The 27,000-nt window shown below is 69.8% G+C and carries 25 protein-coding genes; 18 read left to right on the top strand and 7 right to left on the bottom strand.

Annotated features, from left to right (window positions below; all coding sequences use genetic code 11):
* Complete coding sequence (locus AC1VNM_RS09095; RefSeq protein ID WP_483106669.1) at positions 1 to 777, top strand: GntR family transcriptional regulator; 777 nt, start codon at positions 1 to 3, stop codon at positions 775 to 777.
* 48 nt (positions 778 to 825) lie between these two features.
* Complete coding sequence (locus AC1VNM_RS09090) at positions 826 to 1,803, top strand: tripartite tricarboxylate transporter substrate binding protein (RefSeq protein WP_377154685.1); 978 nt, start codon at positions 826 to 828, stop codon at positions 1,801 to 1,803.
* A 24-nt stretch (positions 1,804 to 1,827) separates the two neighbouring features.
* Here AC1VNM_RS09090 and AC1VNM_RS09085 read toward each other — a convergent pair whose 3' ends face one another.
* Positions 1,828 to 2,919, bottom strand: coding sequence for an SDR family oxidoreductase (locus tag AC1VNM_RS09085; protein ID WP_483106668.1), 1,092 nt, complete (start codon positions 2,917 to 2,919; stop codon positions 1,828 to 1,830).
* A 147-nt stretch (positions 2,920 to 3,066) separates the two neighbouring features.
* Here AC1VNM_RS09085 and AC1VNM_RS09080 point away from each other — a divergent pair, with 147 nt between their 5' ends.
* On the top strand, positions 3,067 to 3,993 hold the full coding sequence (locus AC1VNM_RS09080; protein ID WP_483106667.1) for an AraC family transcriptional regulator: 927 nt from the start codon (positions 3,067 to 3,069) through the stop codon (positions 3,991 to 3,993).
* A gap of 1 nt (position 3,994) precedes the next feature.
* Here AC1VNM_RS09080 and AC1VNM_RS09075 read toward each other — a convergent pair whose 3' ends face one another.
* The gene (locus AC1VNM_RS09075; RefSeq protein WP_483106666.1) at positions 3,995 to 4,630 is read right to left on the bottom strand and encodes a TetR family transcriptional regulator C-terminal domain-containing protein; all 636 of its coding nucleotides are present in this window, start codon (positions 4,628 to 4,630) and stop codon (positions 3,995 to 3,997) included.
* 118 nt (positions 4,631 to 4,748) lie between these two features.
* Between AC1VNM_RS09075 and AC1VNM_RS09070 the strand changes: the two genes are divergently transcribed.
* The 5 genes from AC1VNM_RS09070 to AC1VNM_RS09050 are packed head-to-tail and all read left to right on the top strand — an operon-like array spanning position 4,749 to position 11,710.
* Positions 4,749 to 6,161 carry an NAD(P)-dependent oxidoreductase gene (locus AC1VNM_RS09070; RefSeq protein WP_483106665.1) on the top strand — a complete coding sequence of 471 codons (1,413 nt, stop codon included), beginning with the start codon at positions 4,749 to 4,751 and terminating at the stop codon, positions 6,159 to 6,161.
* The gene (preA, locus tag AC1VNM_RS09065) at positions 6,154 to 7,488 is read left to right on the top strand and encodes an NAD-dependent dihydropyrimidine dehydrogenase subunit PreA (RefSeq protein WP_483106664.1); all 1,335 of its coding nucleotides are present in this window, start codon (positions 6,154 to 6,156) and stop codon (positions 7,486 to 7,488) included. Before AC1VNM_RS09070 ends, preA begins: the two co-directional genes overlap by 8 nt.
* Positions 7,485 to 8,954: an NCS1 family nucleobase:cation symporter-1 gene (locus tag AC1VNM_RS09060; RefSeq protein WP_483106663.1), complete on the top strand. Its 1,470-nt coding sequence runs from the start codon at positions 7,485 to 7,487 to the stop codon at positions 8,952 to 8,954. Before preA ends, AC1VNM_RS09060 begins: the two co-directional genes overlap by 4 nt.
* Positions 8,955 to 8,966: 12 nt before the next feature.
* Entirely contained in the window at positions 8,967 to 10,418 is a 1,452-nt protein-coding gene (gene hydA / locus AC1VNM_RS09055; RefSeq protein ID WP_377154699.1) for a dihydropyrimidinase, read from the top strand.
* A 14-nt stretch (positions 10,419 to 10,432) separates the two neighbouring features.
* On the top strand, positions 10,433 to 11,710 hold the full coding sequence (locus tag AC1VNM_RS09050; protein ID WP_483106662.1) for a Zn-dependent hydrolase: 1,278 nt from the start codon (positions 10,433 to 10,435) through the stop codon (positions 11,708 to 11,710).
* A 4-nt stretch (positions 11,711 to 11,714) separates the two neighbouring features.
* Here AC1VNM_RS09050 and AC1VNM_RS09045 read toward each other — a convergent pair whose 3' ends face one another.
* Positions 11,715 to 12,854, bottom strand: a complete 1,140-nt coding sequence (locus tag AC1VNM_RS09045) for an FAD-dependent oxidoreductase (RefSeq protein WP_483106661.1) — start codon at positions 12,852 to 12,854, stop codon at positions 11,715 to 11,717.
* A gap of 111 nt (positions 12,855 to 12,965) precedes the next feature.
* Between AC1VNM_RS09045 and AC1VNM_RS09040 the strand changes: the two genes are divergently transcribed.
* The 9 genes from AC1VNM_RS09040 (at position 12,966) to AC1VNM_RS09000 (ending at position 22,640) form a co-directional block, all read left to right on the top strand.
* Positions 12,966 to 13,661 carry a TetR/AcrR family transcriptional regulator gene (locus AC1VNM_RS09040; RefSeq protein WP_483106660.1) on the top strand — a complete coding sequence of 232 codons (696 nt, stop codon included), beginning with the start codon at positions 12,966 to 12,968 and terminating at the stop codon, positions 13,659 to 13,661.
* Between the two features lie 335 nt (positions 13,662 to 13,996).
* The gene (locus tag AC1VNM_RS09035; protein WP_483106659.1) at positions 13,997 to 15,526 is read left to right on the top strand and encodes a DUF4331 domain-containing protein; all 1,530 of its coding nucleotides are present in this window, start codon (positions 13,997 to 13,999) and stop codon (positions 15,524 to 15,526) included.
* Positions 15,527 to 15,540: 14 nt separating this feature from the next.
* On the top strand, positions 15,541 to 15,876 hold the full coding sequence (locus AC1VNM_RS09030; RefSeq protein WP_483106658.1) for a hypothetical protein: 336 nt from the start codon (positions 15,541 to 15,543) through the stop codon (positions 15,874 to 15,876).
* A gap of 29 nt (positions 15,877 to 15,905) precedes the next feature.
* Positions 15,906 to 17,048 carry a hypothetical protein gene (locus AC1VNM_RS09025; RefSeq protein ID WP_483106657.1) on the top strand — a complete coding sequence of 381 codons (1,143 nt, stop codon included), beginning with the start codon at positions 15,906 to 15,908 and terminating at the stop codon, positions 17,046 to 17,048.
* Between the two features lie 80 nt (positions 17,049 to 17,128).
* Positions 17,129 to 18,379 (top strand): HupE/UreJ family protein, encoded by a 1,251-nt coding sequence (locus AC1VNM_RS09020; protein ID WP_483106656.1) that lies wholly within the window; start codon positions 17,129 to 17,131, stop codon positions 18,377 to 18,379.
* Positions 18,376 to 20,472 carry a TonB-dependent receptor gene (locus AC1VNM_RS09015; RefSeq protein WP_483106655.1) on the top strand — a complete coding sequence of 699 codons (2,097 nt, stop codon included), beginning with the start codon at positions 18,376 to 18,378 and terminating at the stop codon, positions 20,470 to 20,472. Before AC1VNM_RS09020 ends, AC1VNM_RS09015 begins: the two co-directional genes overlap by 4 nt.
* 88 nt (positions 20,473 to 20,560) lie before the next feature.
* Entirely contained in the window at positions 20,561 to 21,250 is a 690-nt protein-coding gene (locus AC1VNM_RS09010; RefSeq protein ID WP_483106654.1) for a sigma-70 family RNA polymerase sigma factor, read from the top strand.
* The gene (locus AC1VNM_RS09005; protein WP_483106653.1) at positions 21,250 to 22,026 is read left to right on the top strand and encodes an anti-sigma factor; all 777 of its coding nucleotides are present in this window, start codon (positions 21,250 to 21,252) and stop codon (positions 22,024 to 22,026) included. Before AC1VNM_RS09010 ends, AC1VNM_RS09005 begins: the two co-directional genes overlap by 1 nt.
* A 134-nt stretch (positions 22,027 to 22,160) precedes the next feature.
* On the top strand, positions 22,161 to 22,640 hold the full coding sequence (locus AC1VNM_RS09000) for a VOC family protein (protein WP_483106652.1): 480 nt from the start codon (positions 22,161 to 22,163) through the stop codon (positions 22,638 to 22,640).
* Between the two features lie 21 nt (positions 22,641 to 22,661).
* On the opposite strand, the gene AC1VNM_RS08995 is transcribed toward AC1VNM_RS09000, so the two are convergent.
* Positions 22,662 to 23,576, bottom strand: a complete 915-nt coding sequence (locus AC1VNM_RS08995) for a hypothetical protein (protein WP_483106651.1) — start codon at positions 23,574 to 23,576, stop codon at positions 22,662 to 22,664.
* A 296-nt stretch (positions 23,577 to 23,872) separates the two neighbouring features.
* Here AC1VNM_RS08995 and AC1VNM_RS08990 point away from each other — a divergent pair, with 296 nt between their 5' ends.
* Positions 23,873 to 24,649: an SIR2 family NAD-dependent protein deacylase gene (locus AC1VNM_RS08990; protein ID WP_483106650.1), complete on the top strand. Its 777-nt coding sequence runs from the start codon at positions 23,873 to 23,875 to the stop codon at positions 24,647 to 24,649.
* 63 nt (positions 24,650 to 24,712) lie between these two features.
* Here the strand turns inward: AC1VNM_RS08990 and AC1VNM_RS08985 are convergent, their stop codons facing one another.
* The 3 genes from AC1VNM_RS08985 to AC1VNM_RS08975 form a co-directional block, all read right to left on the bottom strand.
* Positions 24,713 to 25,369 carry a hypothetical protein gene (locus tag AC1VNM_RS08985; RefSeq protein WP_483106649.1) on the bottom strand — a complete coding sequence of 219 codons (657 nt, stop codon included), beginning with the start codon at positions 25,367 to 25,369 and terminating at the stop codon, positions 24,713 to 24,715.
* 48 nt (positions 25,370 to 25,417) lie between these two features.
* Complete coding sequence (locus AC1VNM_RS08980) at positions 25,418 to 25,930, bottom strand: CC0125/CC1285 family lipoprotein (RefSeq protein ID WP_483106648.1); 513 nt, start codon at positions 25,928 to 25,930, stop codon at positions 25,418 to 25,420.
* A gap of 343 nt (positions 25,931 to 26,273) precedes the next feature.
* The gene (locus AC1VNM_RS08975; protein WP_483106647.1) at positions 26,274 to 26,984 is read right to left on the bottom strand and encodes a response regulator; all 711 of its coding nucleotides are present in this window, start codon (positions 26,982 to 26,984) and stop codon (positions 26,274 to 26,276) included.
* Positions 26,985 to 27,000: the final 16 nt, after the last annotated feature.

Raw genomic sequence — 27,000 nt, 5'->3', positions numbered from 1 at the left:
ATGAAAGCAGCTTTGCGAACACCGAGCACATCAGGTCCGTCGGGCGCCTCCGACAGGGGGCTCGCCTCCACCGCCGGCGTCAGCCGCTATGCGCAGCTCGCGCAGGACCTCCGCCAGCGCATCATCGGCGGCGAGTGGTCCGCGGGCGCGGCCATCCCTTCGGAGACCGAGCTCGCGCAGCGCTTCGGCGTGGCGCTCGGCACGGTCCGGCAGGCCGTCGCCATGCTGGCGGCCGAGGGCATCATCCAGCGCGTGCACGGCAAGGGCACCTTCGTCACGCAGGGCTTGAACGGGCCGTCGCTGCTGCGCTTCTTCCGGTTCCGCGGTCCGGCGGACGGTCCGCCCACGGCGCAGGTCCGGCGCTGCCAGACCGTGCGCCTGCGCGCGGCCGAGGCCCAGGCGCTCGGACAGGAGACCGGCGACGCCGCGCTGCGCGTGAAGCGGGTGCGGCTGCTCGACGCGAAGCCGGTGCTCGCCGAGGACCTCCTGCTGCCGCTCGCCCGCTTCGCCGCGTTGCGCGAGCTCCCGCTCCGCGAGTGGGAGGACCTGCTCTATCCGATGCTGGCCCGCCTGTGCGGCGTGACGGTCGCGCGGGCCGCCGACGAACTGACCTTCGGCCATCTGGACGCCGCGACCGCGGCCCTGCTGGACCTGCCCGAGGGCGCGCCCGGGATCCGCGTCGACCGCAAGGCCTTCGACCTCGGCGGCCAGTGCATCGAACTGCGCACCACCTGGGGCGACGCCACCGCCTTCCACTACAGCGCCGAGACGCGCTGATCCCCTGCGCCGAGAAGCGCGGGTTCCTTTTTCCCCTGGAGACCCACGATGATCCAACGACGCCATGCCGTGCTGACGGCGCTGGCCCTGGCCGCCCTGACCAGTTTCTCCGGCGGCGCCTCGGCGCAAGCCTGGCCGACCAAACCGGTGACCTTCATGGTGAGCTACCCGCCCGGCGGCGGCGCGGACCTGATCGCGCGCCTGATCGCGCCCAAGGTCGGCGAGGCGCTCGGGCAGACCATCATCATCGAGAACCGCCCGGGCGGCAGCGGCCAGATCGCCGCCGGCGCCGTGGCGCGCGCGCCGGCCGACGGCTACACGCTGCTGTTCGACGCGTCCTCGTATGCCGTCACGCCGACGCTGTTCCCCAACTCGCCCTACAAGCAGGGCAAGGCCTTCAAGACGGTCGCGGTGACGGCGCTGTTCCCCAACGTCGTGCTGGTGAACGCGCAGTTCCCGGCGAAGAACGCCGCAGAACTTGTGGCGGCGGCCAAGGCGAAGACGGATGCGGTGGCCTTCGCCTCATCGGGCAACGGCTCGGCGCAGCACATCGCCGGCGTGCTGTTCGAGCAGTCGGCGAAGGTCGAGATGATGCATGTGCCGTACAAGGGCGGCGGCCCCGCGCTGACCGACGTGATCGGCGGCCAGGTCCCCGTGTTCTTCGGCAACGTGGCCTCGACGCTGCAGTACGTGAAGCAGGGCAAGCTGCGCCCGCTGGCGGTCAGCGGGAAGAAGCGCTCCGCGGCATTGCCGGACGTGCCGACCGGCGCCGAGGCAGGACTGCCCGGCTTCGAGATGTACGAATGGAACGGGCTGTTCGCCCCGGTCGGCACACCCGCGCCGGTCGTCGACCGGCTGTCCAAGGCCGTGCAGCAGGCGCTGGCCTCGCCGGAGGTGAAGGCGCGGATCGCCGAGCTCGGCGGCGACGCCTTCCACGGCGGCGTGGCCGAGTCGGAGAAGTTCGTCAACGCCGAACTCAAGCGCATGGCCACGCTCATCAAGGAGCGGAGCATCACCGTCGAGTGAGCGTTGCGCGGGCTGTTGCGCGCGCTACTTCGCGTCGCGCAACATGCCCAATCGGATGAGGCTCTCGGCGGTCGCCACGATCGCCTCCTCGTTGGACCGCGGCCGCCAGCCGAGCACGCGTCGCGCCTTGTTGCCCGAGGCGTTCATGTTCCGGTCGAGCAGCCAGGCGACGCTGCGCCCCGCGGGCGTGCCGCGCCCGATCAGCTTCACCAGCCAGCTCGGCAGCACCCGCGTCTTCACGCGGTGCGCGTCGGCGCCGAGCCGCCGCTTGAGCAGCTTCGCGATGTCGACCATCCACAGGCTGTCGCCGGCGGTGGCGAGGAAGCGCTCGCCGTTCGCGGCCGGGTCGACCATCGCGCGCAGATGCAGGTCGGCGACGTCGCGGACGTCGACGACGCCGGTGTTGATCTTCGGACAGCCGGGCTGGCCGTTCATCATCCGCTGGATGAGGCCGATGGAATGGGAGGTGTCGGGACCCAACGCCGGGCCCAGCACCGCGACCGGGTTGATCGCCGAGAGCTCGAGCCCGCGACCTTCCTTCGCGATGAAGTCCCAGGCGGCGCGTTCAGCCAGCGTCTTGGACTTCTGATACGGCCAGACCTGGCCGGAGAGGTCGCTCCAGTCCGTCTCGTCGAAGGGACGGGACATCGGCCCGTGGCCGGCGCAGATCGCGCCGAAGGCGGAGGTCAGCACGACGCGCTGGACGCCGGCCTCCCGCGCCGCGCGCAGCACGCGCAGGTTGCCGTCCACCGCGGGGCGGATCCAGTCCTCTTCGCTCGCATACGTGCCCGAGGGCGTCGGTGAGGCGCCGTGCAGCACGTAGCGGCATCCCGCCACGGCCTCGCTCCAGCCGGCGTCGTCCGACAGGTCGGCGACGACGAAGGACAGGCGATCGCCGGGATCGGCACCACCGACGCGCAGATGGGCGCGGACCTCGGCTTCGCGCTTCGCGGTGCGCAGGGTGGTGCGCACGCGGTAGCCGCCGGCGAGCAGCGCGAGGATGCAGTGCTGGGCGATGAAGCCGGTGCCGCCGGTGACCAGGACGAGGTCGCCGCGTGGGTCCTTCGGATCGTTCCGATGGTCCGGGCGGCCGTCGAGGTCGTTCGAGTTGCTCATGTCGTTCATGCTCTTCAAGTCTTCCACGGGGGTGGCCTCGTCGAGCGGTGCAGTCCGCTGCCCCGAGGCCGAAGACCGGCACGATAGGAGGCGGCGTCCGAACTGTGAATGCTTGAGCGTACGCATCACTTGCGTGATAGTTCGGAAATGCAGGCTGATCCGTTTTCCGACATCCTCAAGTTCACGCGCGCCGAGTCGCTGGTCACCGGAGGCTTCCGGGCCGGCGGGCAGTGGGCGATCCGCTTCCCCGCGCCCGACAAGATCAAGTTCTTCGCCGTCGTGAAGGGCCGCTGCTGGGTGCGCATCGAGGGCGAGCCCAACGCGGTCCTCTTCGAGACCGGCGACGTGGGGCTGCTGGCAGCGAAGCGGGCGTCGGTGCTGGCGAGCGCCCTGGACATCGAGCCCGTCGATGCGATGGGACTCTTCTCCGGCGCCGGCCGCTCGACGGCCACCTTGGGCAACGGCGAGGACTTCGCGCACCTCGGGGGTCATGTCTTGCTCGACCCGGCGAGCGGACGCCTGCTCGAGGGCGTCCTGCCGCCGTGGATCCACATCCGGGCGGCCTCGCCTCGGGCCACGGTGTTCCGATGGGTGCTGGAGCAGCTCGTCGAGGAGCGGGCCCATCCGCTGCCCGGCGCGCAGCTGGTGACGGAGCAACTCTCGCAGCTGCTGTTCATCCAGATCGTGCGCGCGCATCTGGAGGCGTCGGGCCCGATGCCCGCCGGGTGGCTGCGCGCGCTGGCGGATCCGCGCCTCGCGCCGGCCTTGCGCCTGATGCATGGCGACCCCGCGCGAAGCTGGCATCTCGAAGAACTGGCGAGCGCCTGCGCGATGTCGCGGACGACCTTCGCCGTGCGCTTCAAGGACATCGCGGGCGTCGCTCCGCTGAGCTACCTCGCCGACTGGCGCATGCGACTCGCGGAGCGCGCGTTGAGGGAGGAGGACACGCCGGTGGCGGTGCTGGCGCGCTCGCTCGGTTATGCGTCCGAGAGCGCCTTCAGCAACGCATTCAAACGTGTCACGGGGAAGTCGCCGACGACGTGGCGGAACGCCGTGGCGGACAGCATGCGCTGAATCAGCCGCGCAGGCTCTTCATCACCACACTCGTGATCAAGGCATGGGCGGCATCGAAGTCGCCCTCCGACAACTGCCGCTTGCCCATCACCACGGCGAACTGGGGGCCCAGGTCGGCATAGGCCTGGGTCGAGGACCAGATCAGGAACATCAGGTGCGTGAAGTCCACGCGCGCCACCAGGCCCTGCTTGGCCCAGCGCTCGAAGGTGCGCACATTCGCGCGCAGATGCGGCACGACGCTCTTGGCGAGCTTGTCGGCGTAGCGCGGCGCACCGGCCATGACTTCGCGCGTGAAGACCGCCGAGCCGCCCGGACGCTCGCGTGAGAAACGCAGCTTGGCGCGAATGTAGGCGCTGATCGCCGACTCGGGCTCGTGCTCCCTGGCCAAGGTGTCCATGCTCTCGAGCCAGGACGCCAGCACGCTGTCGAGCACGGCACCGTACAGCTCCTCCTTGCTCGCGTAGTAGTACAGCATGTTCTGCCGGCTGATCGACAGCGCCGCGGCAATGCTGTCGAGCGAGACGCCCTCGAACCCGAAGCGCGCGAACTGCTGCTCGGCCTCGGCCAGGATCTGCGACTGCTTCCGGATGCGGGCCGCACTGACCTTGCGCGGCGGTGTCTGCAACTGTTTCTCCATGCACCGATTGTGGGCGGCAACGCCCCAGGACGTCTTCATCGGGTTTTTACGCGATGGTCAATTTTTTACTTCTCAGTAAATATCGCCGCCGTACTGACCGCCAACGGATGAGGTCGAGATGACGAACGAGCCATCGCCACACACATCGGACGACAGCCCTCCGGGCGGGATCCGCGCCGGACGGCTCGATGCCGCCGCCTACGCCCGCAACTTCGGCGACGCCCACCCCGCGCTGACCCGCGTGCAGGCGCTGATCGAGGCCGAGCGCTGCTACTACTGCTTCGATGCGCCCTGCATCGCGGCCTGTCCCACCGGCATCGACATCCCGACCTTCATCCAGCGCATCGCGCAGGACAACCTCCGCGGCGCGGCGCGCGCCATACTGGAGGCCAACCCGCTGGGCGGCCTGTGCGCGCGGGTCTGTCCGACCGAGGTCCTGTGCGAGCAGGCCTGCGTGCGAGACAGGAACGAGGACAAGCCGGTGGAGATCGGCCGCCTGCAGCGCTACGCGACGGATGCTCACTTCTCGGCGCCCGGCGCGCCGCTGTTCACACGTGCCGCCGTGACCGGCCGGCGCGTGGCCGTCGTCGGCGCGGGCCCGGCAGGCCTGGCCTGCGCGCACGGCCTGGCGCGACGCGGCCACGCGGTGGTGCTCTTCGACGCCCAGCCCAAGCTGGGCGGACTCAACGAGTACGGCCTGGCCACGTACAAGACGGCGGGCGACTTCGCGCAACAGGAGATCGACTGGCTGCTGTCCATCGGTGGCATCGAGCCGCGCTGCGGACAGCAGCTCGGCCGTGACTTCACGCTCGACGAGCTGCTCGCGGGCTTCGACGCGGTCTTCCTCGGCATGGGCCTGGCGGGGGTGAACGCGCTGGGCATCGAGGAGCCGCCGCTGGACGGCCTGCGCGCCGCGGTGGACTTCATCGCCGAGCTGCGCCAGAGCGATCCCGCGCAGGTGCCGGTCGGCCGGCGCGTCGTCGTCATCGGGGGCGGCATGACGGCGGTGGACGCGGCGGTGCAGGCCCGCCTGCTGGGCGCCGAAGAAGTGACGATGGTCTACCGGCGCGGGCCGGAGTCGCTCTCCGCCTCCGACGTCGAGGTGCGTTGGGCGCAGACCAACGGTGTCACGGTGCGTCATTGGGCGAAGCCCACGGCGGTGCTGGGCGACAGCGGGCGGGTCATCGGCGTGCGCTTTGCCGCCACGGCGGAGCAGGGCGGCCAGCTCGTGGAGACCGGCGAGGCCTTCACGCTCGCCGCCGACATGGTGCTCAAGGCCATCGGCCAGACCTTCGTCGCGGAGCCCGTCGGCGCCGCGATCACGCTCGTCGGCGGACGCATCGGCACGGACGACGACGGGCGCACCAGCCACCCGCGGGTCTGGGCCGGCGGCGATTGCCGCCACGGCGGCCGCGATCTGACGGTGGAAGCCGTCGAGCACGGCAAGCGCGCGGCCGTGTCCATCGACGCCGCGCTGCGCGACGCGGCCGGCAGTTCCCCGGCACGCCCCCAGGAGGTCCACCGTGGCTGATCTCACCACCACTTTCGCGGGCATCAAGAGCCCCAACCCGTTCTGGCTGGCGTCCGCGCCGCCGACCGACAAGGAGATCAACGTCACCCGCGCGTTCGAAGCCGGCTGGGGCGGCGTGGTGTGGAAGACGCTGGGCGAGGATCCGCCCGTGGTCAACGTGAGCGGCCCGCGCTACGCCACGCTGATGTCGCAGGACCGCCGTGTCATCGGCCTGAACAACATCGAGCTGATCACCGACCGGCCGCTGCGCACCAACCTCGAGGAGATCGCCCGCGTCAAGCGCGCCTGGCCGGACCGTGCCATGGTCGTCTCGCTGATGGTGCCCGTGGACGAGATGGCCTGGAAGCGCATCCTGCCCATGGTGGAAGACGTGGGCGCCGACGGGATCGAGCTCAACTTCGGCTGCCCGCACGGCATGAGCGAGCGCGGCATGGGCGCGGCCGTCGGCCAGGTGCCCGAGTACATCCAGCGCATTGCCGAGTGGTGCAAGCACTACTCCCGGCTGCCCACCATCGTGAAGCTCACGCCCAACATCACCGACGTGCGCCACCCGGCGCGTGCGGCCAAGGCGGGCGGCGCGGATGCCGTCAGCCTGATCAACACGATCAACTCCATCATGGGCGTGGACCTGGATCGCCTCGCCATGCTGCCCAGCACCGACGGCTGGGGTTCGCACGGCGGCTACTGCGGCCCGGCGGTCAAGCCCATCGCGCTGAACATGGTGGCCGAGATCGCCCGCGATCCGCTGACCGCCGGCCTGCCCATCTCCGGCATCGGCGGCATCACCACCTGGCGGGACGCGGCGGAGTTCATCGCCCTCGGCGCCGGCAATGTGCAGGTCTGCACCGCGGCCATGGTCTACGGCTTCAAGATCGTGCAGGACCTGTGCGACGGGCTGTCCAACTACCTCGATTCGCGCGGCATGCGATCCGTGGAGGAACTGCGGGGCCGCGCCACGCCGACGGTGAAGGACTGGAACGCCCTGAACCTCAACCACGTGGAGAAGGCCGTCATCAACCAGGACAGCTGCATCCAGTGCGGTCGCTGCCACGTGGTCTGCGAAGACACCTCGCACCAGGCGATCAGCGCGACGAAGGACGGCAGGCGCCACTTCGAGGTCAAGGACGAGGAGTGCGTGGGCTGCAACCTGTGCGTCTCCATCTGCCCGGTGCCCGACACGATCACTATGCGCGCGCTCAAGCCCGGCGAGATCGATCGTCGTACCGGCCAGCCGGTCACCGGTACCTACGCCAACTGGACGACGCACCCGAACAACCCGGGCAGCCAGTGCGCGAGCGCGCCCGAGACCGTGCAGGGGGCCGCATGAACACGCCGGGCAACGATCAGCTCTCCAACGCCGACCTGGCGCCCACCCGGCCGGAGCAGCGCACCTGGCGCTGGTACCACTTCGCCGCGCTGTGGGTGGGCATGGTGATGTGCATTCCCGCCTACACGCTGGCGGCGGGACTGATCGAGGCCGGCATGTCCTGGCGGCAGGCCGTGCTGACCGTGTTTCTCGGCAACTTCATCGTGCTGATCCCGATGCTGCTGATCGGCCACGCGGGTGCCAAGCACGGCATCCCCTACGCGGTGCTGGCCCGGGCGTCCTTCGGCACGCGCGGCGCGCGGCTGCCGGCGCTGCTGCGGGCCCTGGTGGCCTGCGGCTGGTACGGGATCCAGACCTGGTTCGGCGGCATGATGATCTACACGCTCATCGGCACGATCCTGGGCCGCCCGCTCGACGCCGATCCGTTGCCGGGCCTGGGCATCACGGCCGGACAGCTCGTGTGCTTCCTGGCGTTCTGGGGGTTGCAGTTCTACTTCATCGTCCACGGCATCGAATCAATCCGCAAGCTGGAGACCTACACGGCGCCGATCAAGATCGCGATCTGCTTCGTGCTGCTGGGCTGGGCGTGGCAGCGTGCGGGGGGCTTCGGACCGATCCTCGACCAGCCCTCGCAGTTCGTCGACGGCGGCAGGAAGGCCGGGCAGTTCTGGGCCGTGTTCTGGCCCTCGCTCACGGCCATGGTCGGTTTCTGGGCCACGCTGGCGCTGAACATCCCCGACTTCACGCGCTTCGCCAGATCGCAGCGCGACCAGTTCGTCGGCCAGGCCATCGGCCTGCCGGCGCCGATGGGCCTGCTCGCCGCGCTGGCGGTGATCGTGACCTCGGCCACGGTGGTCATCTTCGGCAAGGCGATCTGGGACCCGGTGGACCTGGCCAGCCGCATGACGGGCGCGGCCGTGCTGATCGCGCTGATCGTGCTGCTGATCGACACCGTGAGCGTGAACCTCGCGGCCAACCTCGTCGGCCCGGCCTTCGACTTCTCGGCGCTGGCGCCCCGGCGAATCTCGTACCGCACCGGCGGCTTCATCACCGCCGGCCTGGCGCTGGCCATGATGCCCTGGAAGATCCTCGAGTCGACGCAGGGCTACATCTTCACCTGGCTGATCGGCTACTCGGCGCTGCTCGGTCCCGTGGCCGGCATCCTGATCGTCGACTACTACCTGATCCGGCGCACCGAGCTGCAGGTCGACGACCTTTACCGCGAGGGCGGGCGCTACAGCTACGGCTCGGGCTGGAACCGGGCCGCGCTGCTGGCCTTCGTGCTCGGTGTCCTGCCCAATCTCCCGGGCTTCCTGAACGCGGCGCTGCCGGCGCGGTTCGGCGATGTGGCGGAGCCCTTCAAGCTGATCTACACCTACGCCTGGTTCGTCGGCATGGCGATCGCGGCGGTGGTCTATCGCGTGGCCATGGGCGCGCGCGCAACGCCGGTACCGGCCAATGCCTGAGGAGATGTCGAGATGAACAACGCCTTGCTCATCCACGGCGCGACCGTGGTCAACGCCGACTGCGAAACCCGGGCCGACGTGCTCTGCGTGGAGGGCCGCATCGCGGCCGTGGGCGCCGCCGCCGCACGCGAGGCGCCGTCCGGCTGCGAGCGGCTCGACGGTGCCGGCCAGTACCTGCTGCCCGGCGGCATCGATCCGCACACCCACATGCAGCTGCCCTTCATGGGCACGGTGACGCAGGACGACTTCTTCAGTGGCACCGCCGCGGGCCTGGCCGGCGGCACCACCAGCATCATCGACTTCGTCATCCCCAATCCGCAGCAGCCCCTGATGGAGGCCTACCGGCAATGGCGCGAATGGGCCGGGAAGTCCGCCGCCGACTATGGCTTCCACGTGGCCGTCACCTGGTGGAGCGAGAGCGTGCATGCCGACATGGGCCGGCTCGTGGCCGAGGAGGGCATCAACAGCTTCAAGCACTTCATGGCCTACAAGAACGCCATCATGTGCGACGACGAGACGCTGGTGAACAGCTTTCGCCGCGCGCTGGAGCTCGGCGCCATGCCCACCGTGCACGCCGAGAACGGCGAACTCGTCTACCTGCTCCAGCAGGAGGTGGCCAAGATGGGCATCACCGGGCCCGAGGGGCACCCGCTCTCGCGCCCGCCGATGGTCGAGGGCGAAGCCGCCAACCGCGCCATCGCGATCGCCGATGTGCTCGGGGTGCCGATCTACATCGTCCATGTCTCCTGCATCGAGGCCGCCGAGGCCATCGCCCGCGCTCGTGCGCGCGGGCAGCGCGTCTACGGCGAGGTGTTGGCGGGCCATCTGCTGATCGACGACAGCGTCTACCGGCACCCCGACTTCGCCACCGCCGCGGCCTATGTGATGAGTCCGCCGTTCCGACCCAAGATCCATCAGGAGTTCCTCTGGCGCGGCCTGCAGAGCGGCCAGCTCCACACCACGGCGACGGACCACTGCACCTTCTGCGCCGGGCAGAAGGCCGCGGGCAAGGACAACTTCGCCAGGATCCCCAACGGTTGCGGCGGCATCGAGGAACGCATGGCCGTGATCTGGGATGCGGGCGTCAACACCGGCCGGCTCACGCCGAGCGAATTCGTCGCGATCACCTCGACCAACTGCGCCAGGCTGTTCAACCTCTATCCGCAAAAGGGCGTGATCGCGGAAGGCGCCGATGCCGACCTGGTGCTCTGGGACCCGCAGGGCACGAAGACGCTTTCCGCCAAGACCCACCACAGCCGCAACGACTTCAACATCTTCGAGGGCCGCACGGTGCGCGGCGTGCCGAGTCACACGATCTCCCAGGGCCGGCTCGTCTACGCGAACGGCGATCTGCGGGCCGAGCAGGGGAAGGGCCGCTACCTCAAGCGCCCTCCCTTCGGTCCCAACTTCAAGGCCGTGCAGGCGCGCGCGCAAGATCTCGCGCCGACTGCCGTGGTGCGATGAGAAGGGGGTTTGCGATGGACATGAAGACACCCACCCAACTGGACGCGCTTCGCGTCAACGGCGAGCGCCTCTGGGAGTCGCTGATGGCGCTCGCGAAGATCGGCGCCACGCCCAAGGGCGGCGTGTGCCGCCTGACGCTGACCGACCTCGACCGGGACGGCCGCGACCTGGTCCTCCGCTGGGCGCGAGAGGCCGGCATGACGGTCACCATCGACAAGATCGGCAACGCCTTCATGCGCCGCCCGGGCCGCAACAACGCGCTGGCGCCCATCATGACCGGCAGTCACATCGACACGCAGCCCACGGGCGGGAAGTTCGACGGCAACTACGGGGTGCTGGCCGGGCTGGAGGTGGTGCGGACGCTCAATGACCACGGCATCGAGACCGAGGCGCCGATCGAGGTCGCCTTCTGGACGAACGAGGAAGGCTCCCGCTTCGTGCCGGTCATGATGGGCTCGGGCGTGTTCGCCAAGGCGTTCACGCTCGACCATGCGTACGCCGCCACCGACATCGAAGGCAAGACCGTGCGCGGCGAGCTCGAGCGCATCGGCTACATCGGCGAGCAGGAACCCGGCGACCATCCGATGGGCGCCTATTTCGAGACCCACATCGAGCAGGGGCCGGTGCTGGAGGACAACGACAAGACCATCGGCGTGGTGCAGGGCGTGCTGGGCATCCGCTGGTTCGACTGCACCGTCACCGGCATGGAGGCGCACGCCGGCCCCACGCCGATGGCGCTGCGCAAGGACGCGCTCCTGGCCGCCACGCGCATCATGCAGGACGTGGTGACCGCCGCGCACCGCCATCCGCCGCACGGCCGCGGCACCGTCGGCATGGTGCAGGTCTTTCCGAACAGTCGCAATGTGATCCCGGGCAGGGTGAAGTTCAGCATCGACCTGCGCAATGCGACGGACGCGCTGGTCGACCAGATGGTCGAGGAGGTGAAGTCCTTCGCCGCGCAGGTGGCGTCGGAGCACGGCGTGGAGGTGAAGATCGAGATGGTGTCGAGCTACTCGGCCATCGGCTTCCACCAGGATTGCATCGATGCCGTGGCGCGTGCCGCTGAACAGCTCGGTTATTCCAGCATGCCCACGGTCTCCGGAGCGGGGCATGACGCCGTCTACATGTCGAGACTCGCGCCGACGGGCATGATCTTCATCCCCTGCAAGGACGGCATCAGCCACAACGAGATCGAGGATGCCAAGCCCGAGCACATCACGGCGGGCTGCAATGTGCTGCTGCACGCCATGCTTGAGCGGGCCGTCCCGGTGAACACCGACTCCACCCGTTGACGCTTCACCGCCGGGCGGCCAGCTGAGCCTGGTCGAAGAAGCGCACCAGGCTGTGCGGCGCCTCGTCGCCGAGGCAGGCGTCGAGCACCTCGACCGCCCCCGCCGCCGCCGCGGCGCTGCGGGGGAAGAGCTTCTCCTCATAGGCCGCGAGCGCCGCTTCGAGATCATCGGAATGCCCGGCGATCGATGCACCGAGCTCGGCGCCGTCGAGCATCGCGAGATTCGCGCCATCGCCCGCCGGGGCCATCAGATGCGCCGCGTCGCCGAGCAGCGTCACGCCGGGAAGGCGCGCCCATCGATGATCTGAGGGCAGCGCATGGATCGGCCGCAGCACCGGATCGGTTTCGCCATCGGTGATGAGCGCGGTGAGCGCCGGATCCCAGCCCTCGAATTCCACGGCCACGCGATGCCGTGCGGCGGCGGGCCCGGCGGCTTCGATCTCGGAGACCCAGGCCATCGGCTTGCGCAGCGCCACATACGTGTGCAGCACGCCGTCCGGCTCGCGGTGCGCGAAGAGGCCCTTGCCCGGCGCCATCGCGAAGAAGGTACCGCCGCCGACCGCCTGCGCGCTCGCGGGATGGCGGACATCCGCATCGGACAGATGGGTCTCGACGAAGGTCGTGCCGATGTACGCGGGCTTCGCGTCGGAGAGCAGGGGGCGGACTTTCGACCAGGCCCCGTCGGCGCCGACGAGCAGATCCGTCATCGTCGTAGATCCGTCGGCGAAGCTCACTGCATGCCGGCCGCCGCCGAGCGCGGTGACCGATGCCAGCTTGCGACCCCATTGCACCGTGCCTGCCGGCAGCGAGTCCAGCAACAGGCGACGGAGTTCACCGCGGCGCACTTCGGGCCGCCCGCCGTTGCCGTGGTCGGGCTGGTCGAGCAGCACCGCGCCGGTGCTGTCGAGCACCCGCGACGCCTGCCCGCCCGGATGGATGAGGCGGATGAACCCGTCATGCAGCCGCGCGGCCTTCAAGGCGATCTGGCCGCTGTCATCGTGGATGTCGAGCATGCCGCCTTGCGTGCGCGCGGTGGCGGAGGCTTCCGCCTCGTAGACGGTCGAGGGGATGCCGTGGACGTGGAGTACCCGGGCGAGCATCAGGCCGCCGAGGCCGGCGCCGACGATCGCGATCGTGCGTGTCATCTGGAATCCTTCAGGCTGGAGTGACATCGCCCGACAAGGAGGGAACAGGCCGATGTGTGGAATGACGTTCCATGATGATGGAGCGACGTTCCAGTTGTGTCAAGATGCGGCATGGTCAAGAAGACACGTGCGCCTCAACGGCGCGAGGATTCCCTCTCGCGCGATCGCATCATCGACGCGTCGATCGAACTGCTCGACAGCGCCGGGGAGGGCGGGCTGACCTTCCGCGCGCTGTCGGAGCGGCTTGCGACCGGACCCGGCGCGATCTACTGGCACATCGCGAACAAGGGCGATCTGATCGTCGCCGCCTGCGACGCCGTGATCGCCGGCGTGATGGCCGTCCATGCGGAAGCGCAGACGCCGGAGGACACGATCCGCGCGCTGGCGCTCGGCATGTTCGACGCGATGGACGAGCACCCGTGGATCGGTTCGGCGCTGTTCCACTCAGCCGGCGCGCTGCCGACGGTGCGTCTGCTCGAATGCATCGGACAGCAGGTGAGGGCGCTCGGTGCGCCGCCTGCGGGGCAGTGGTCGGCGACATCGGCGCTGCTGCACTACATCCTCGGCGTCGGCGGACAGAACGCGGCGAACCGGCTCTCGGCGCAGACGCGCGAGCTGGATCGGGAAGACTTCCTCGGCGAGGTGGCGGACGCGTGGTCCGCGCTCGACGAGCGCGACTACCCGTTCACGCGATCGGTGGCGGCGCAGTTGCGGGACCATGACGACCGCGGCGACTTCCTTGCGGGCATCGATCTGATCCTGGGCGGGATCAAGGGGATGTCGAAGGCGACGGGGCGGAAGCGGTAGCTCCCCGCCGAAAAAGTCCGAGGCCTCGGCCCCGGTGATGAATGCAGGCCCAGGCAACGACCGGGCATGCGCCGCGCGCCTCGTGCGCGACGCGTACGCAGCCCGTCGACTTCTGGATTCATCGGAAACCTGCAGGGCCTGTCCCGCCCATCGCTGACGCGATGACGGGCTGACAGGGCGCGTCCTTGCCCTCCGGGAGGAGCGGTGGACATCAAACCCGCGACACGGACGGGGACGGCGCATCCAACGCGCACTCCGCCGCGTAAAGGGACCCGGGTGGCGCTGATCCGCGCCCGCCTCCACCACATCGTTCCCTCAACAACGAGGAGCTTTCCATGACCCAGTTCCCATCGACGCCCCTGCGCGTCGGGCTGTTCGCCGCGAGCGCGCTGTGCGCCGGCCTGGCCTTCGCGTCCAGCCACCGCGAGGCGCCGTTCATCACCACCGTCCCCAAGGCGGATGCGACCGACTTCTACCTGTTCATGAGCTACGAGGCCGGCCGCACCGACTACGTCACGCTCATCGCCAACTACCTGCCACTGCAGGACCCGTACGGCGGCCCCAACTACTTCTCGCTGGACCCGAACGCGCTCTACGAGATCCACGTCGACAACAACGGCGACGCCAAGGAAGACATCACCTTCCAGTTCCGGTTCAAGAACTCCTTGAAGGGCACCGCGCTGACCATCGGCGACAAGAGCGTGCCGATCCCGCTGATCCAGTCCGGCCCCGTGTCCGACGTGAAGGCCGCCACGCTCAACCTCAACGAGAGCTACACCGTGGACGTCGTGCGCGGCGACCGCCGCTCCGGCACGCGCGCGGCCATCGTCAACGCCAGCGGCGGCGGGACGTCCTTCGACAAGCCGGTCGACAACATCGGCAAGAAGACGATCGCCGATTACGCGGCCTACGCGGCCAAGCACATCTACTCGGTCACGATTCCCGGTTGCGGCCAGCCGGCCAAGGTCTTCGTCGGTCAGCGCAAGGACCCGTTCGCGGTCAACCTGGGCACGATCTTCGACCTCGTCAACGCGCCGGTCGGCGTCATCACCGATCCGGCCCAGATCAACGCGGCGCCCAACACGCTGGACGGGAAGAACGTCACCACGCTCGCGCTGGAGGTGCACAAGAGCTGCCTCGTCTCCGGCACCGAGCCGGTGATCGGCGGCTGGACCTCGGCCAGCATGCGCCAGGCCCGCATCCTCGATCCCGCGCCCAAGCCCGGCCACCAGAACAGCGACAAGGCCGGCGGCGCCTGGGTCCAGGTCTCGCGCCTGGGCATGCCGCTGGTCAACGAGGTCGTCATCGGCCTGCCCGACAAGGACCGCTTCAACGCCTCCAGGCCGAAGGACGACGCGCAGTTCGCCAACTACGTGACCCACCCGACGCTGCCGGCGCTGCTGTCCACCGTGCTCAACCTGCCGGGCACCGCGCCGACCAACCTGCCGCGCAACGACCTGGTCACGACCTTCCTCACCGGCATCAAGGGCGTGAACCAGCCCGCGAACGTGGTCGCGTCGGAGGAGCTCCGGTTGAACACGTCCATCGCGGCCGTGCCCTTCGCGCAGCAGAACCGGCTGGGCATCGTCGGCAACCTGCTCGCGCAGGGCAACGACAACGCGGGTTACCCCAACGGCCGCCGACCCAAGGACGACATCGTCGACATCTCGCTCGTGGCGGTGATGGGCGGCCTGTGCGTGGCCAACGGCGACACCGACGCGCTGGGCTTCGGCGCGGCGTGCAAGCCGGCCGCGGTGCCGCTGGGCGCCACGGCGTTCAAGCTGCATGACGCGGTCGACCAGGCGGTGGTGCCGCTGCTGCCCGGCTTCCCCTACCTGTACACGCCCCTGGGCGGCACGCAGTGACTGAGGAGACCATCATGAGCGAATCCTCTTCGAGATCGTCCCCGACTGCCGATCGCCACGATCGGACCCGCGTGGCGCGCCTGCGTCGACCGGCGCTCGCGCTGACGGCGATCGCCGCCGCCGCGATGGTGGCCGGCTGCTTCGGCGGCGGCGACGATGGTGACGGCGGCGGGCCGGTCGACGCGACCCCGACGTCGGTGCCCGACAGCGCGCTCGGGTCTTCCGCGGCCTACACGCAGTTCACGCTGACGACCTCCCAGTCGAGCAGCGAGACCGCGGAGCCGCTGACGGCCGACAACGTGACGACGCCGCCCGCCAGCGAGACCGACGAACCGGTGTCCGTCAGTTGAAGGCCGCGCGAGCCCTCGTGCTCGCGTGCGTGGCCCCCTTCGCCGCGGCGGTGTGGGCGGAGCCCTTCACACCTCGTCAGGACGACGAGGTCGTGGAGCGGCTGCCGCTGCGCGCCGGATCGGCGGGAGAGCGCGCGCGCCAGCGCGCCGAGCAGCGGGTGCTGGCGCAGCAACCGCGCGACCTCGGGCTGGCGCTGCGCGCCGCGCGCGAGGCCATCGAGCGCAGCCGGCGCTACGGTGATCCTCGTGACCTCGGCACCGCGCAGGCGTGGTTGCAGCCCTGGTGGAACGATCGCGACGCGCCGCCCGCGGCGCGCCTGCTCAAGGCGACGGTGCTGCAGGCGCGGCATGACTTCGATGCGGCGCTGGAGGAACTCGATCGCCTGCTCGGCGCGGGCGGACTGCCGGCCGCGCTCCAGGCCCAGGCGGAACTCACGCGCGCCGGCATCCTGCAGGTGCGCGGCCGTTGGGACGAAGCCAGGCAAGGGTGCGAGCGATTGGCGGCGCCGCCGCTGGCGCTGTCGCACGGACACGCCTGTCTGGCCGAGCTCGACAGCCTGCAGGGCAGGGACGCGGCCGCCACGCAGCGCTTGTCGGCGCTCGATCGCGCGCCGGGTGCGCCGCATGCCTGGATCGCGCTGCTGCGGGCCGAGCTTGCCGAGCGCCAAGGGCTCGCGACGGCCGGGCCGCTGTATGCGCGGGCGTTGCAACTGGACGACGAGCTCTATGTCCGCGCGGCCTATGCCGACTGGCTGCTCGATGCGGGCCGTCCGAGGGATGCCACGGCCATCGTGCGCGCCGGACAGCCGGAGGCATTGGACCAACTTCCCGACGCGCTGCTGCTGCGTCTGGCCATCGCCTGGAAGCGGTCAGGCGATACCGGCGCCGCGCGCGCGGCGGTCGAGATGCAGCAGCGTTTCGACGCAGCGGCGTTGCGCGGCGACACCGGCCACGCGCGGGAGCGGGCGCGCTTCGCGCTGGACGTGCAGGGCGATGCGGCGCTGGCGTTGAAGGAGGCCACGACGAACTGGGCTCAACAGCGCGAGCCGGCGGATGCCGTGCTGCTCCTGCGCGCCGCGCGGGCGGCGAAGCGGCCGGACGCGGCGGAGCCGGTTCGAGCCTTCATCCGCGAGCGGTCGATGCAAGACCGGCGTCTGAAGGAGCTCGAATGAACGGCGCTCGGATGAACTGGGCTCGGATCAACGGTGCTCGGGTCAATCGGATCAATGGGGCTCGGAAGAACGGGGCAGCGATGACAGGCTCCCGGATGGGCGCGTGGCTTCGACTGGTCGTCGTGGCGTTCGTCGTGCTCGGGGGCGTCATGGGCGCGTCGATCGTGCAGGCCCACAAGGCCAGCGATGCCTACCTGCAGCTGCGCGTGGCGGACACGACGGCGACGCTGCGCATCGACATCGCCCTGCGCGACCTGGATCGCGATCTGGTCCTCGACGCCGACGACGACGGCCTGCTGCGGTGGGGCGAGGTGCGATCGCGGGCGGCGGACATCGAGGCGCTGGTGGATCGCAGCGTGCGCCTGGAGGTCCGCGACACCCAGGGCTTCACCTGCCGACCCGGGCCGCTCCCGCCGCTGCAGCTGGAGCAGCACAGCGACGGCCGCTATGCGGTGCTCGTGCAGACGTGGACCTGTGGGCGGGCGCCGGCGGTCGGCACCTTGTCCTATGGGCTGTTCGCGGCGACCGACCCGACGCATCGCGGCGTGCTGGTCTGGCGCCAGGGCGGGGCGGCGAAGACCGCCGTGGTCGCGCCGGGAACGGCGGGCATGACCGTGCCGCTCGGACCGGACCGCGCGACCGCCGCGGGCCTTGCCGGGAGTGACGCCGCGGCGAGCCAGCCCGGCGCTGTCGGAGCGGACAGCGGCCAGACGCAGGGCCTGGCGGGCATCTTCCGCGACGGCGTGCATCACATCTGGATCGGCGTGGACCATGTGCTGTTCCTCGTCGTCCTGCTGCTGCCGGCGGTGCTGCGGCGCGAGGCGGGGCAGTGGCGTCCCGACACGGCGTGGCGGCCGGCGCTGTGGCGCGTGCTCGGCGTGGTCACCGCCTTCACCGTGGCGCATTCGATCACGCTGGCGCTGGCGGTCTTCGACGTGCTCAACCCGCCGTCGCGCTGGGTCGAAAGCCTGATCGCGCTGAGCGTGCTCCTCGCGGCGCTGAACAACCTGCGGCCGGTGCTCGTGGAGACGCGCTGGCGGCTCACCTTCGCTTTCGGGCTGGTGCACGGCTTCGGCTTTGCGAGCGCGCTGAAGGACCTGGGACTCGCGCGGTCCGAACTGGCGGCACCGCTGGTGCTGTTCAACCTCGGCGTGGAAGCGGGGCAACTCGCGATCGTCGCCGTGCTGGTGCCGCTGGCGTGGGCCGCGCGGCGCTGGCGCGGTTATCCGCGATGGGTGCTGGGCGCGGGATCCGTGATCGTGGCGCTGATCGCGATCGTCTGGCTGGTCGAGCGTCTCTTCGACCTGCAGCTCCTGGGGGTGGGCGCATGAAGACATCTCACCTGGCGACGACCGCGCTGGCCATCGCACAGATGACGTCGTGGGCCTCTGCACTCGCGTCTGAACCGGACACCACGACCGCGCAGATCCTCGCGCTGCAACGCGTGGAGGTGGAGGGGCGCCACTACGACAACGGCGTCGGCAGCAGCGATGCGGCCTCGCAGGGGACGATCCGCGCGGGCCTTCTCAAGAGTCGGCCGGTGCTGCGGCCTGGCGAAGTGCTGGAGTTCGTGCCCGGCCTGATCGTCACGCAGCACAGCGGCGACGGAAAGGCGAACCAGTACTTCCTGCGCGGGTTCAACCTCGACCACGGCACCGACTTCGCGACAACGGTGATGGGGCTGCCGGTCAACATGCCGAGCCACGCCCACGGGCAGGGCTATGCCGACCTCAACTTCCTGATCCCGGAACTGGTCGAGCGCATCGATTACCGCAAGGGACCGTACTTCGCCCGCAACGGCGACTTCGCCGCCGCGGGGTCGGCGGACATCGACTACCTGCGCGAGCTCGACGCCCCCTTCGTCAGCCTGACGCTGGGCGAAGGACGCTACCGTCGCGCGCTGGCGGCGGGATCGACGCGTGTCGCGGAGGGCGTGCAACTGCTCGGCGCCGTCGAGGCGATGGGCAACGACGGTCCGTGGCGGCTGCCCGAGGACTTGAGCCGACGCAACCTCGTGCTGAGCCTGTCCGGCGCGTCGGGCGGCGATCGCTGGCGCATCGGCCTGATGGACTACCGCGCCGACTGGACGTCCACCGACCAGGTGCCCCAGCGTCTCATCGATGCGGGCAGCTTCGACGGCCGGCCGTTCGGCCGCTTCGATGCGATCGATCCGAGCGACGGAGGCAGCACCCGTCGCAGCAGCCTGTCGGGCGAGTGGTCCTGCGACAAGGGCGGCCGCAGCACGCGGGTGGCCGCGTACGCGATGGCGTACCGGCTGTCGCTCTACTCCAATTTCACCTACGCGATGGAGCGCCCCGAGACGGGCGACCAGTTCGCGCAGAAGGACGACCGCAAGATCTACGGCTTCAGCGCCAGCCACGCGGTGGAGACGACGCTGGGCGGGCTGCCGGGGCGCGGTGAAGTCGGCGTGCAGTTGCGCCAGGACCGCGCGCGGGTCGGGCTCTTCGACACGCAGGCGCGGACGACGATTGGCACGACGCGCGACGATCGGGTGCGGGAGACGCTCGCGAGCGTCTACGGCGACCTCGGCGTGGAGCTCACGCCCTGGGCGCGTACCGTCGTCGGCGTGCGGGCGGACCAGGCGCGATTCCGCGTCGACAGCCTCGGCAACGCGATGAACTCGGGCTCCGCGCGGCAGACCCTGACGTCGCCGAAGTGGTCGCTGGTGCTCGGGCCGTGGGCGCGCACGGAGCTCTTCCTCAACGCCGGTCGCGGCTTCCACAGCAACGACGCGCGCGGCGTGACGGCGCGCGTCGATCCGCGCAGCGGCGATCCTGTGGACGCGGTGCCGGGACTGGTCAAGGCCAAGGGCTACGAGCTGGGCGTGCGCAGCGAGATCGTGCCGGGGCTGCAGAGCTCGCTGGCGTTGTGGAAGCTCGATTTCGATTCCGAGCTGGTCTACGTCGGCGATGCCGGCGCGACCGAAGCCAACCGGCCCAGCAAGCGGCACGGCGTCGAATGGAACAACCGTTTCGTGCCGATGCCGTGGCTGCTGATCGATGCCGACCTGGCCTGGACGCGGGCGCGGTTCTCGGATGCCGACCCTTCCGGCGCGCGCATCCCCAATGCCGTCGACAAGGTGGCCTCGTTCGGCGTGACGGTGCGCGAATTGGGTCCGTGGTCGGCCAGCCTGCAATGGCGTTACCTCGGCAGCGCGCCGCTGATCGAAGACGACAGCGTGCGGTCCCGCGCCTCGCTGACGACCAACCTGCGCGTGAGCCGGCGCTTCGGGACGAAGACGGAGGTGACGCTGGACGTGTTCAACCTGCTCGATCGCCGGGTCAACGACATCGAGTATTTCTACGAATCCCGACTCCCGGGCGAGGTGGCCGCCGTGGCCGATCGCCACGTGCATCCGGCGGAACCCCGCACGCTGCGCGTGACCTTGCGCCGCAGCTTCTGACGCGGTTCCGAATCCTTTCCGAAGCCATTCCAACGCCGCTCTGATCCCCTTTTTGATCCAGATGCGCATCGCCTGCGTAGAAGGGGCCATGACCACCTCCTCCGACGACTCCGGTCCCGATCCGCTGGCCGATGCGGCGCCGTCCGCCCATGCCGAGCGCGACGAGCGGCTCGCGGCGCTGATGACGCGCGTGGCGTCATCCGACCGCGGCGCGTTCGATGAACTCTATCGGGCCACCAGCGCGACGCTGTTCGGCATGGTGCTGCGCATCAACCGCGACCGCGGTCATGCGGAGGAGGTGCTGCAGGAGATCTACATCACCGTCTGGCGGCAGGCGCCGAGCTTCGATGTCGCGCACGGCAGGGTGCTGACCTGGCTCACGACGATCGCGCGGCACCGGGCGATCGACAGCCTGCGGCGCCGGGCCGCGCAACCGGCGACCATCAGCCGTTTCGGCGCGCTGGACGGCGGCGAGGGCGGCGACGGCGAGCGCGACCTCCTGGACCACATGCCGAGCGAGCAGCCCAGCCCGCTGGACCTGCTGGACGATGCGAACCGTGCCCATGCGCTCGAGCGCTGCATGTCGCAGCTCAGCGGCGAGCAGCGCAGCAGCCTGGCGCTGGCGTACTACCAGGGGCTCTCCCATTCCGAGGTGGCTGAACACATGAGCCAGCCGCTGGGCACGGTGAAGAGTTGGGTGAGACGCGGGCTGTTGAGCCTGCGCGGTTGCCTGGATCGGGCCACCGGGCGCCTGGGCGAGATGGGCCGGGTGATCTGATGGACTACGGACATCCGGAACGCGCCGAGCGACTTGCCGCCGACTACGCCGTGGGCACGCTGCGAGGCGGCGCGCGCCGCCGTTTCGAACGCCTGCTGCCGGCGCACCCCGCGCTTGCCGCGGCCACGGAGGCGTGGACGGCGCGGCTGCAGCTGCTGGCGGGGCAGGTGGCTCCGGTCGAGCCGCCGCCACGCGTGTGGACGACGATACAGACGCGCCTCTTCGGCGCGGCGGAGGGCGGGGCCGTCGTGGCCTCGTCGGCCGCATCGCCGTCGACCTCACCATCGACCTCGCCTTCGCCTTCGGAAGTGCGTTCGGAAGTGCGTTCGACCGCACAGGGTCGCTCCGGCCCGCTGCGCTTCTGGCGAGGCCTCAGCGCCGTGGCCCTCGCGGCCTCGGTCGTGCTGGGCGTGATGGTGGCCCGGCCCGTGCCCGAGGCGGCACCCATCGTGGTGGTGCTGCGCAGCACGCCGGAGGGCGTCGAGCTCGTCAAGACGGGCTTCGTCGCCAGCGTGTCCGCGGATGGCCGGGCGCTGGTGCTCAAGCCCTTGGCGCCGGTGGTCATCGACGCCGCTCACGCACTGGAGCTCTGGGCCGTCCCGAGGGCCGGCGCGCCGCGCTCGCTCGGCCTGATCGCGGCGGGCGACGTGCCGACCACCGTGACGCGCGCGAACCTGCTCGACGACACCCAGGCCTTCGCCGTCAGCCTGGAGCCGAGCGGCGGCTCACGCACCGGCAAGCCGACGGGTCCCATCGTCTCTGCGGGAGGCATCTGAGGGCGCGAGGCCGCCAGGCGGGGTGTGTTCTGTCGCCGCACAGCGACCGTGTCCCTCATGCGGAGGACCGTGTCGAAAATGCGGCGCACCGCTCGTCGTGCATAGGATGTCCCACCAACCCCAAGGAGACCCTCATGCAAGCGAAGAACACGATCTGCGTCTGGTACGACCGCGATGCCGAGGAAGCCGCGCGCTTCTACGAGAAGACGTTCCCGGACAGCAAGGTGGGCCGCATCGCCCGCGCGCCGGGCGACTACCCCTCCGGCGTGGAGGGCGACGTGCTGGTCGTCGAGTTCACGGTGATGGGCATTCCCTGCATCGGCCTCAACGGCGGCCCGGCCTTCAAGCACAGCGAGGCCTTCTCGTTCCAGGTCGCGACCGATGACCAGGCGGAGACGGACCGGCTGTGGAGCGCGATCGTCGGTAACGGCGGGCAGGAAAGCGATTGCGGCTGGTGCAAGGACAAGTGGGGCCTCTCGTGGCAGATCACGCCCCGCGTGCTGTCCGAGGCGCTGAACAGCCCTGACCGCGCCGCGGCCAAGCGGGCCTTCAACGCCATGATGGAGATGAAGAAGATCGACGTGGCGAAGATCGAGGCGGCGCTGAAGGGCTGATCCCTCGGCGCCGCCGGGCGATCAGGCCGGCGAACAGGCTGGCGTGACCCCGGCCGGTTGCGTCGCACTGGCGCGCCGGCGACGCACCAGCAAGGCGCCGATACCGGCGACGGCCATCCAGGCGGCAGAGGGCTCAGGCACCGCGGCGGCCGGCGCGAAAGACCGGGTCCAGTCCGTGCCCGAGTCGGACGTCAGCGTGTAGTCCACCAGACTGCCGTCGGCGCGGGTGACTGACGAGATGCCACCCCAGTAGATCCCTTGCGTGAACAGCGATCCGCCGTTGCCCGACACGGCGTAGTCAAGCATGTTCAGCGCCACTCTGCTCTGGAGGGACAGTTCGATCATGCTGCGCGCGCCCGAGCGGATCATGGTCTCGAAGGTGAAGACCTGGCCGATGGTCGACGAGGGCTGGCCGGGCGGCAGCTGGGTGGGCGTGGTGCCGTCGTAGAAGATCCACGTGTATGCGCTGGCGCGCGAGGTGCTCTGACCGAAGGTCTGGGACGCCTGCCAGAAGGTCTCGCCACCGAAGTTCGAGTTGCCGGGTTGCGCATCGATCGTGCTCCCGGTCCCGCCGAAGATGGCCACGCTGTAGCGCACCTTCAGGAGCTCCGACGGCGTACCGCTGTCGATGCTCACGAAATCGTAGAGGCTCGCCGATGCGGTGGACGACACCGTTCCCGGGCCGTCGAACGAGGCAAAGGTCGATGCGGTCACCGCACCGGGATTGACCGACGTGGCAGCCCAGGACTCGGTCTTGAAGGTCACACCGCCGGCGCCGGTGCCGGACTGGGTGCCGTGATCGGCCAGCGTGCCGAACGCGCTGGACGAGGTCGTCCGATCCAGACCTTCCGACACCAGCCGGGTCGATTGATCCTGTCCCGCTTGGGCGCCTGCCACGACCGCCGACAACCCGACGGCAAACCAGATCTGCTTCATGTGTTTTCTCCCTGGATGGGATGCGCACTCGCGCATCGCGGGCGCGAGCATACCCAGACAATCTGCATGAAGCGGTGACATTGCATGTCAAACCGCAGGCTGCTCAGCGGCCGCCGCGCTCAGCGCCTGGCAATCACCTTGTCGGCCCTCTTCTCCAGCAGAGTCAACAGCTTTGCTCCGATCGCTCATGACATGCGATTATCCGAGCGCATCCCTGCGGCCCACTCGAATCCTCGGGGGAGACGAACTCCCTCTCGCGGGGGAATCGTGCAGTGCAAATCGACGGACTTCTGAACATGAGTGACAAGAACGAGTGGGGCGACCTACCCACAGCACTGAGTCAATTGCTGGATCGCCGTTTCGAGCACGTCGTCGTGTTCAGCGGTGCCGGCATGTCGGCCGACAGCGGCATTCCGACGTTCCGCTCAGGCAGCAACGGGCTGTGGGGCGAGTTCGATCCCCAGCAACTGGCAACACCTGACGCCTGGCAGCGCGACAAGGAGACCGTCTGGGGCTGGTATGAATGGCGCCGCGGTCATGTGATGGCCGCGACACCGAATCCGGGCCATGTCGCCGTCGCTCGCTTGCAGCGCGAATTCGGCGCGCAGGTCGTGACGCAGAACGTCGACGACCTGCATGAGCGCGCGGGCGTCGAAGGCGCCTTGCACCTGCACGGCAGTCTCTTCGCCGCACGATGCGACCGCTGCGGCGCACGCGCGACCTTGAACGCTCCGCCGCCTGAAGCGCAACGCCGACTGGCGCCGCCGACCTGCGCGGTGTGCGGCAAGGGCTCGATCCGTCCGGGCGTCGTGTGGTTCGGCGAGCAGCTCGACGACGATGTCGTGAACGCGGCGGCGCAACGCATCGCCGACTGCGACCTGCTGCTGATCGTCGGCACCTCTGGCGTCGTTTATCCGGCGGCGGGCATGGTGCGGCTCGCACCGGAGGATGCGGTGATCGTCGAGATCAATCCGCAGCCGGGCGAGGTGGCCGCGCGGGTGGATTTCCGTTGGCAGACGACCGCGGCGGCCGGACTGCCGGCCATGGCGGCGTGGCTCGCTGCACGGCACTGAGCGAACGTCGCTGCCGACGGCGTATCGCGGCACACGGCGCGCAGGCGCCCGCGCGAGCGGCGCTCACTGCGGCGGGCGTCCCGTCTTGTAGATCTGATCCAGGCTGTTGTCCGAGTCCTCGGGCTTGATCAGCGTCGTCTGCGACCGCGTGTCGTCGATCCCGTTGCCGAACTGGATCAGCGAACGCACGAAGAAGGCCTGGCTCGGCGTCTCGCCGGCCACGCAGCGCGCGCTCATCAGCACCTTGTCGGGATTGAGTACCGCCACGCCGGCCTCGTACGGGCAATTGCCGCCGACGCATTCGGTGAGCAGGTAGCGGATGTCGCCGCGGTTGAACCAGAGCTGGTGCACCGATGCGCCCGGCGCCGCCGGGGAGGCCGTCGCGCCGAAGCTCCTGCCGTTGTCCGCCGAGGCGACGTACTCGAGCTCCACCTTCTTCGCCGTGCCGTAGCGGTAGGTCAGCGTCCTGGCGCCCGGACCGGCCTCCGGCTTCGCGCACAGCGACACGACCTTGGTCGCCGTCGGGCACGAGAAGGCCACCACTTCGTCGGGCTGGCACAGCGTCGCGTTAGCCGCGTTAGCCGCGGTATCTGCGTGCGCCGACGCGCAGGCCGCGAGGGTCAGCAGCGCCGCCAGGCCGCCCTGGCGCAGCCGGCCATGGCCGGGGGCGTCATTCGAATGCCTTGTAGGCCGTATTGAAGTGCGTGCGCCGTTGTGCATAGCTCTCGGTGGAGATTGACTTTGGTCCATCCGCCCCGCCGTCCGCGTTCAGGCCTTGGGCGGCCGTTTCACCCCGTAGCGCGGTCCCATCTGCGTCCACAGGAACTGCGCGTCGTAGACCTTCTCCGACGCGACACCGGCGGGCTTGTCCGCGAAGCACTGGATCGTCAGCGTCGTCGCCGGCTGCTTCTGCGTGACCGTCTTGGCCTCGTTGTAGGTGGTCGTCGAGACCGACTTCGTCTCATTGCCTTCGACCTTGCTCGTGGTCTCGGTCGTCTGCGTCGCCGGCACGGTGTAGCTGCTGGTCAGCACGTCGTTGCGCTCCTCGACGACGACGAAGTAGCGGTAGCCCTTCGTCAGCGTCACCTCGGCGCTGCGCAGCAGGGCCTGATCGGCCGCCTTGGACGGCACGTCGCCCTGGTAACCGGCGAAGGTCACGCGGTACCGGTCCGGCGAGAGCGGCGCGTCGCTGTAGCCGTAGCCGCCGAACATGCGGGTGTAGGACGTGAAAGCGCAGGCATTCAGAAGCGCCAGCGCGCCGATGGCGATCCATTTCTTCATTCAGGGTTCCTCCCGGGAATCGACTGTCCGAAAGCGCCGTGACCGTCTCATTGCGGTCATGTTGCGGAACGCTTCGGAGTCGTCAGCAATTGCTCGTTCGAATAACGCGGCGGTTCGTCGCTCGTTGACTGCCGAGTCCGCTGGCCCTCACCCCCGCCCTCTCCCGCAAGCGGGAGAGGGAGTTCGGCACTGCTCCTCTTACCCCCTCTCCCGCTTGCGGGAAAGGGAGTTCGGCACTGCTCGTCTTACCCCCTCTCCCGCTTGCGGGAGAGGGCAGGGGTGAGGGCCAGCGGCGCCACGAACCGCGCAGTGCGGATTGGACCATTGGTCCAGGCAAGACCTGTCACCGCTCGAAACGGTAGCCCACGCCGTAGATCGACCGGATCCGGTCCGTGCCGGCGCCCGCACGCTCCAGCTTGCGCCGCAGGTTCTTGATGTGGCTGTCGACCGCGCGCTCGGTGACCTCGCGGCCGTCGACGTGCAGCAGGTCCAGCAACTGCGTGCGCGCGTACACGCGCCCCGGCTGCGCGGCCAGGATGTGGAGCAGGCGGAACTCGATCGGCGTGAGGTCCAGCGGCTCGCCGCGCCAGCTGGCGGTCCAGCCGGCCTCGTCGATGGACAGCGCCTCGCTGCCCGCCGCGAAGGCAGCCACCGCGGCGGCCGTTGCCATCTCGTGCGCGCGGCCGCGGCGCAGCGCCGCCTTGACCCGCGCCATCACCTCGCGCGGACTGAACGGGTTCTTCGCGATGTAGTCGTCCGCGCCGGTCTCCAGGCCGGCCAGCCGGTCCGACTCGTCCGCCCGCGCCGTCAGCATCAGGATCGGCACGCTGCTCATCGCGCGCAAGCTGCGGCACAGCGTCAGTCCGTCGATGCCCGGCAGCATCAGGTCCAGCAGGATCAGGTCGTGCCGGCGCGCCGTCCACGCCGGGATCACGTCGCGGCCATCGGCCACGCACTCCGGCTCGTGCCCGGCCGCGCGCAGGTAGTCCGCCAGCAGCGCCGCGAGCTTGGGCTCGTCCTCGACCACCAGCACCCGCGACGGACCCGGCTCCATCGGCATCGGCGCCAGA

The organism is Mitsuaria sp. MSU3D (assembly GCF_056867975.1).
Note: the sequence above shows the minus strand (reverse complement) of the source record. Positions and strands in the feature narration are given on the sequence as shown.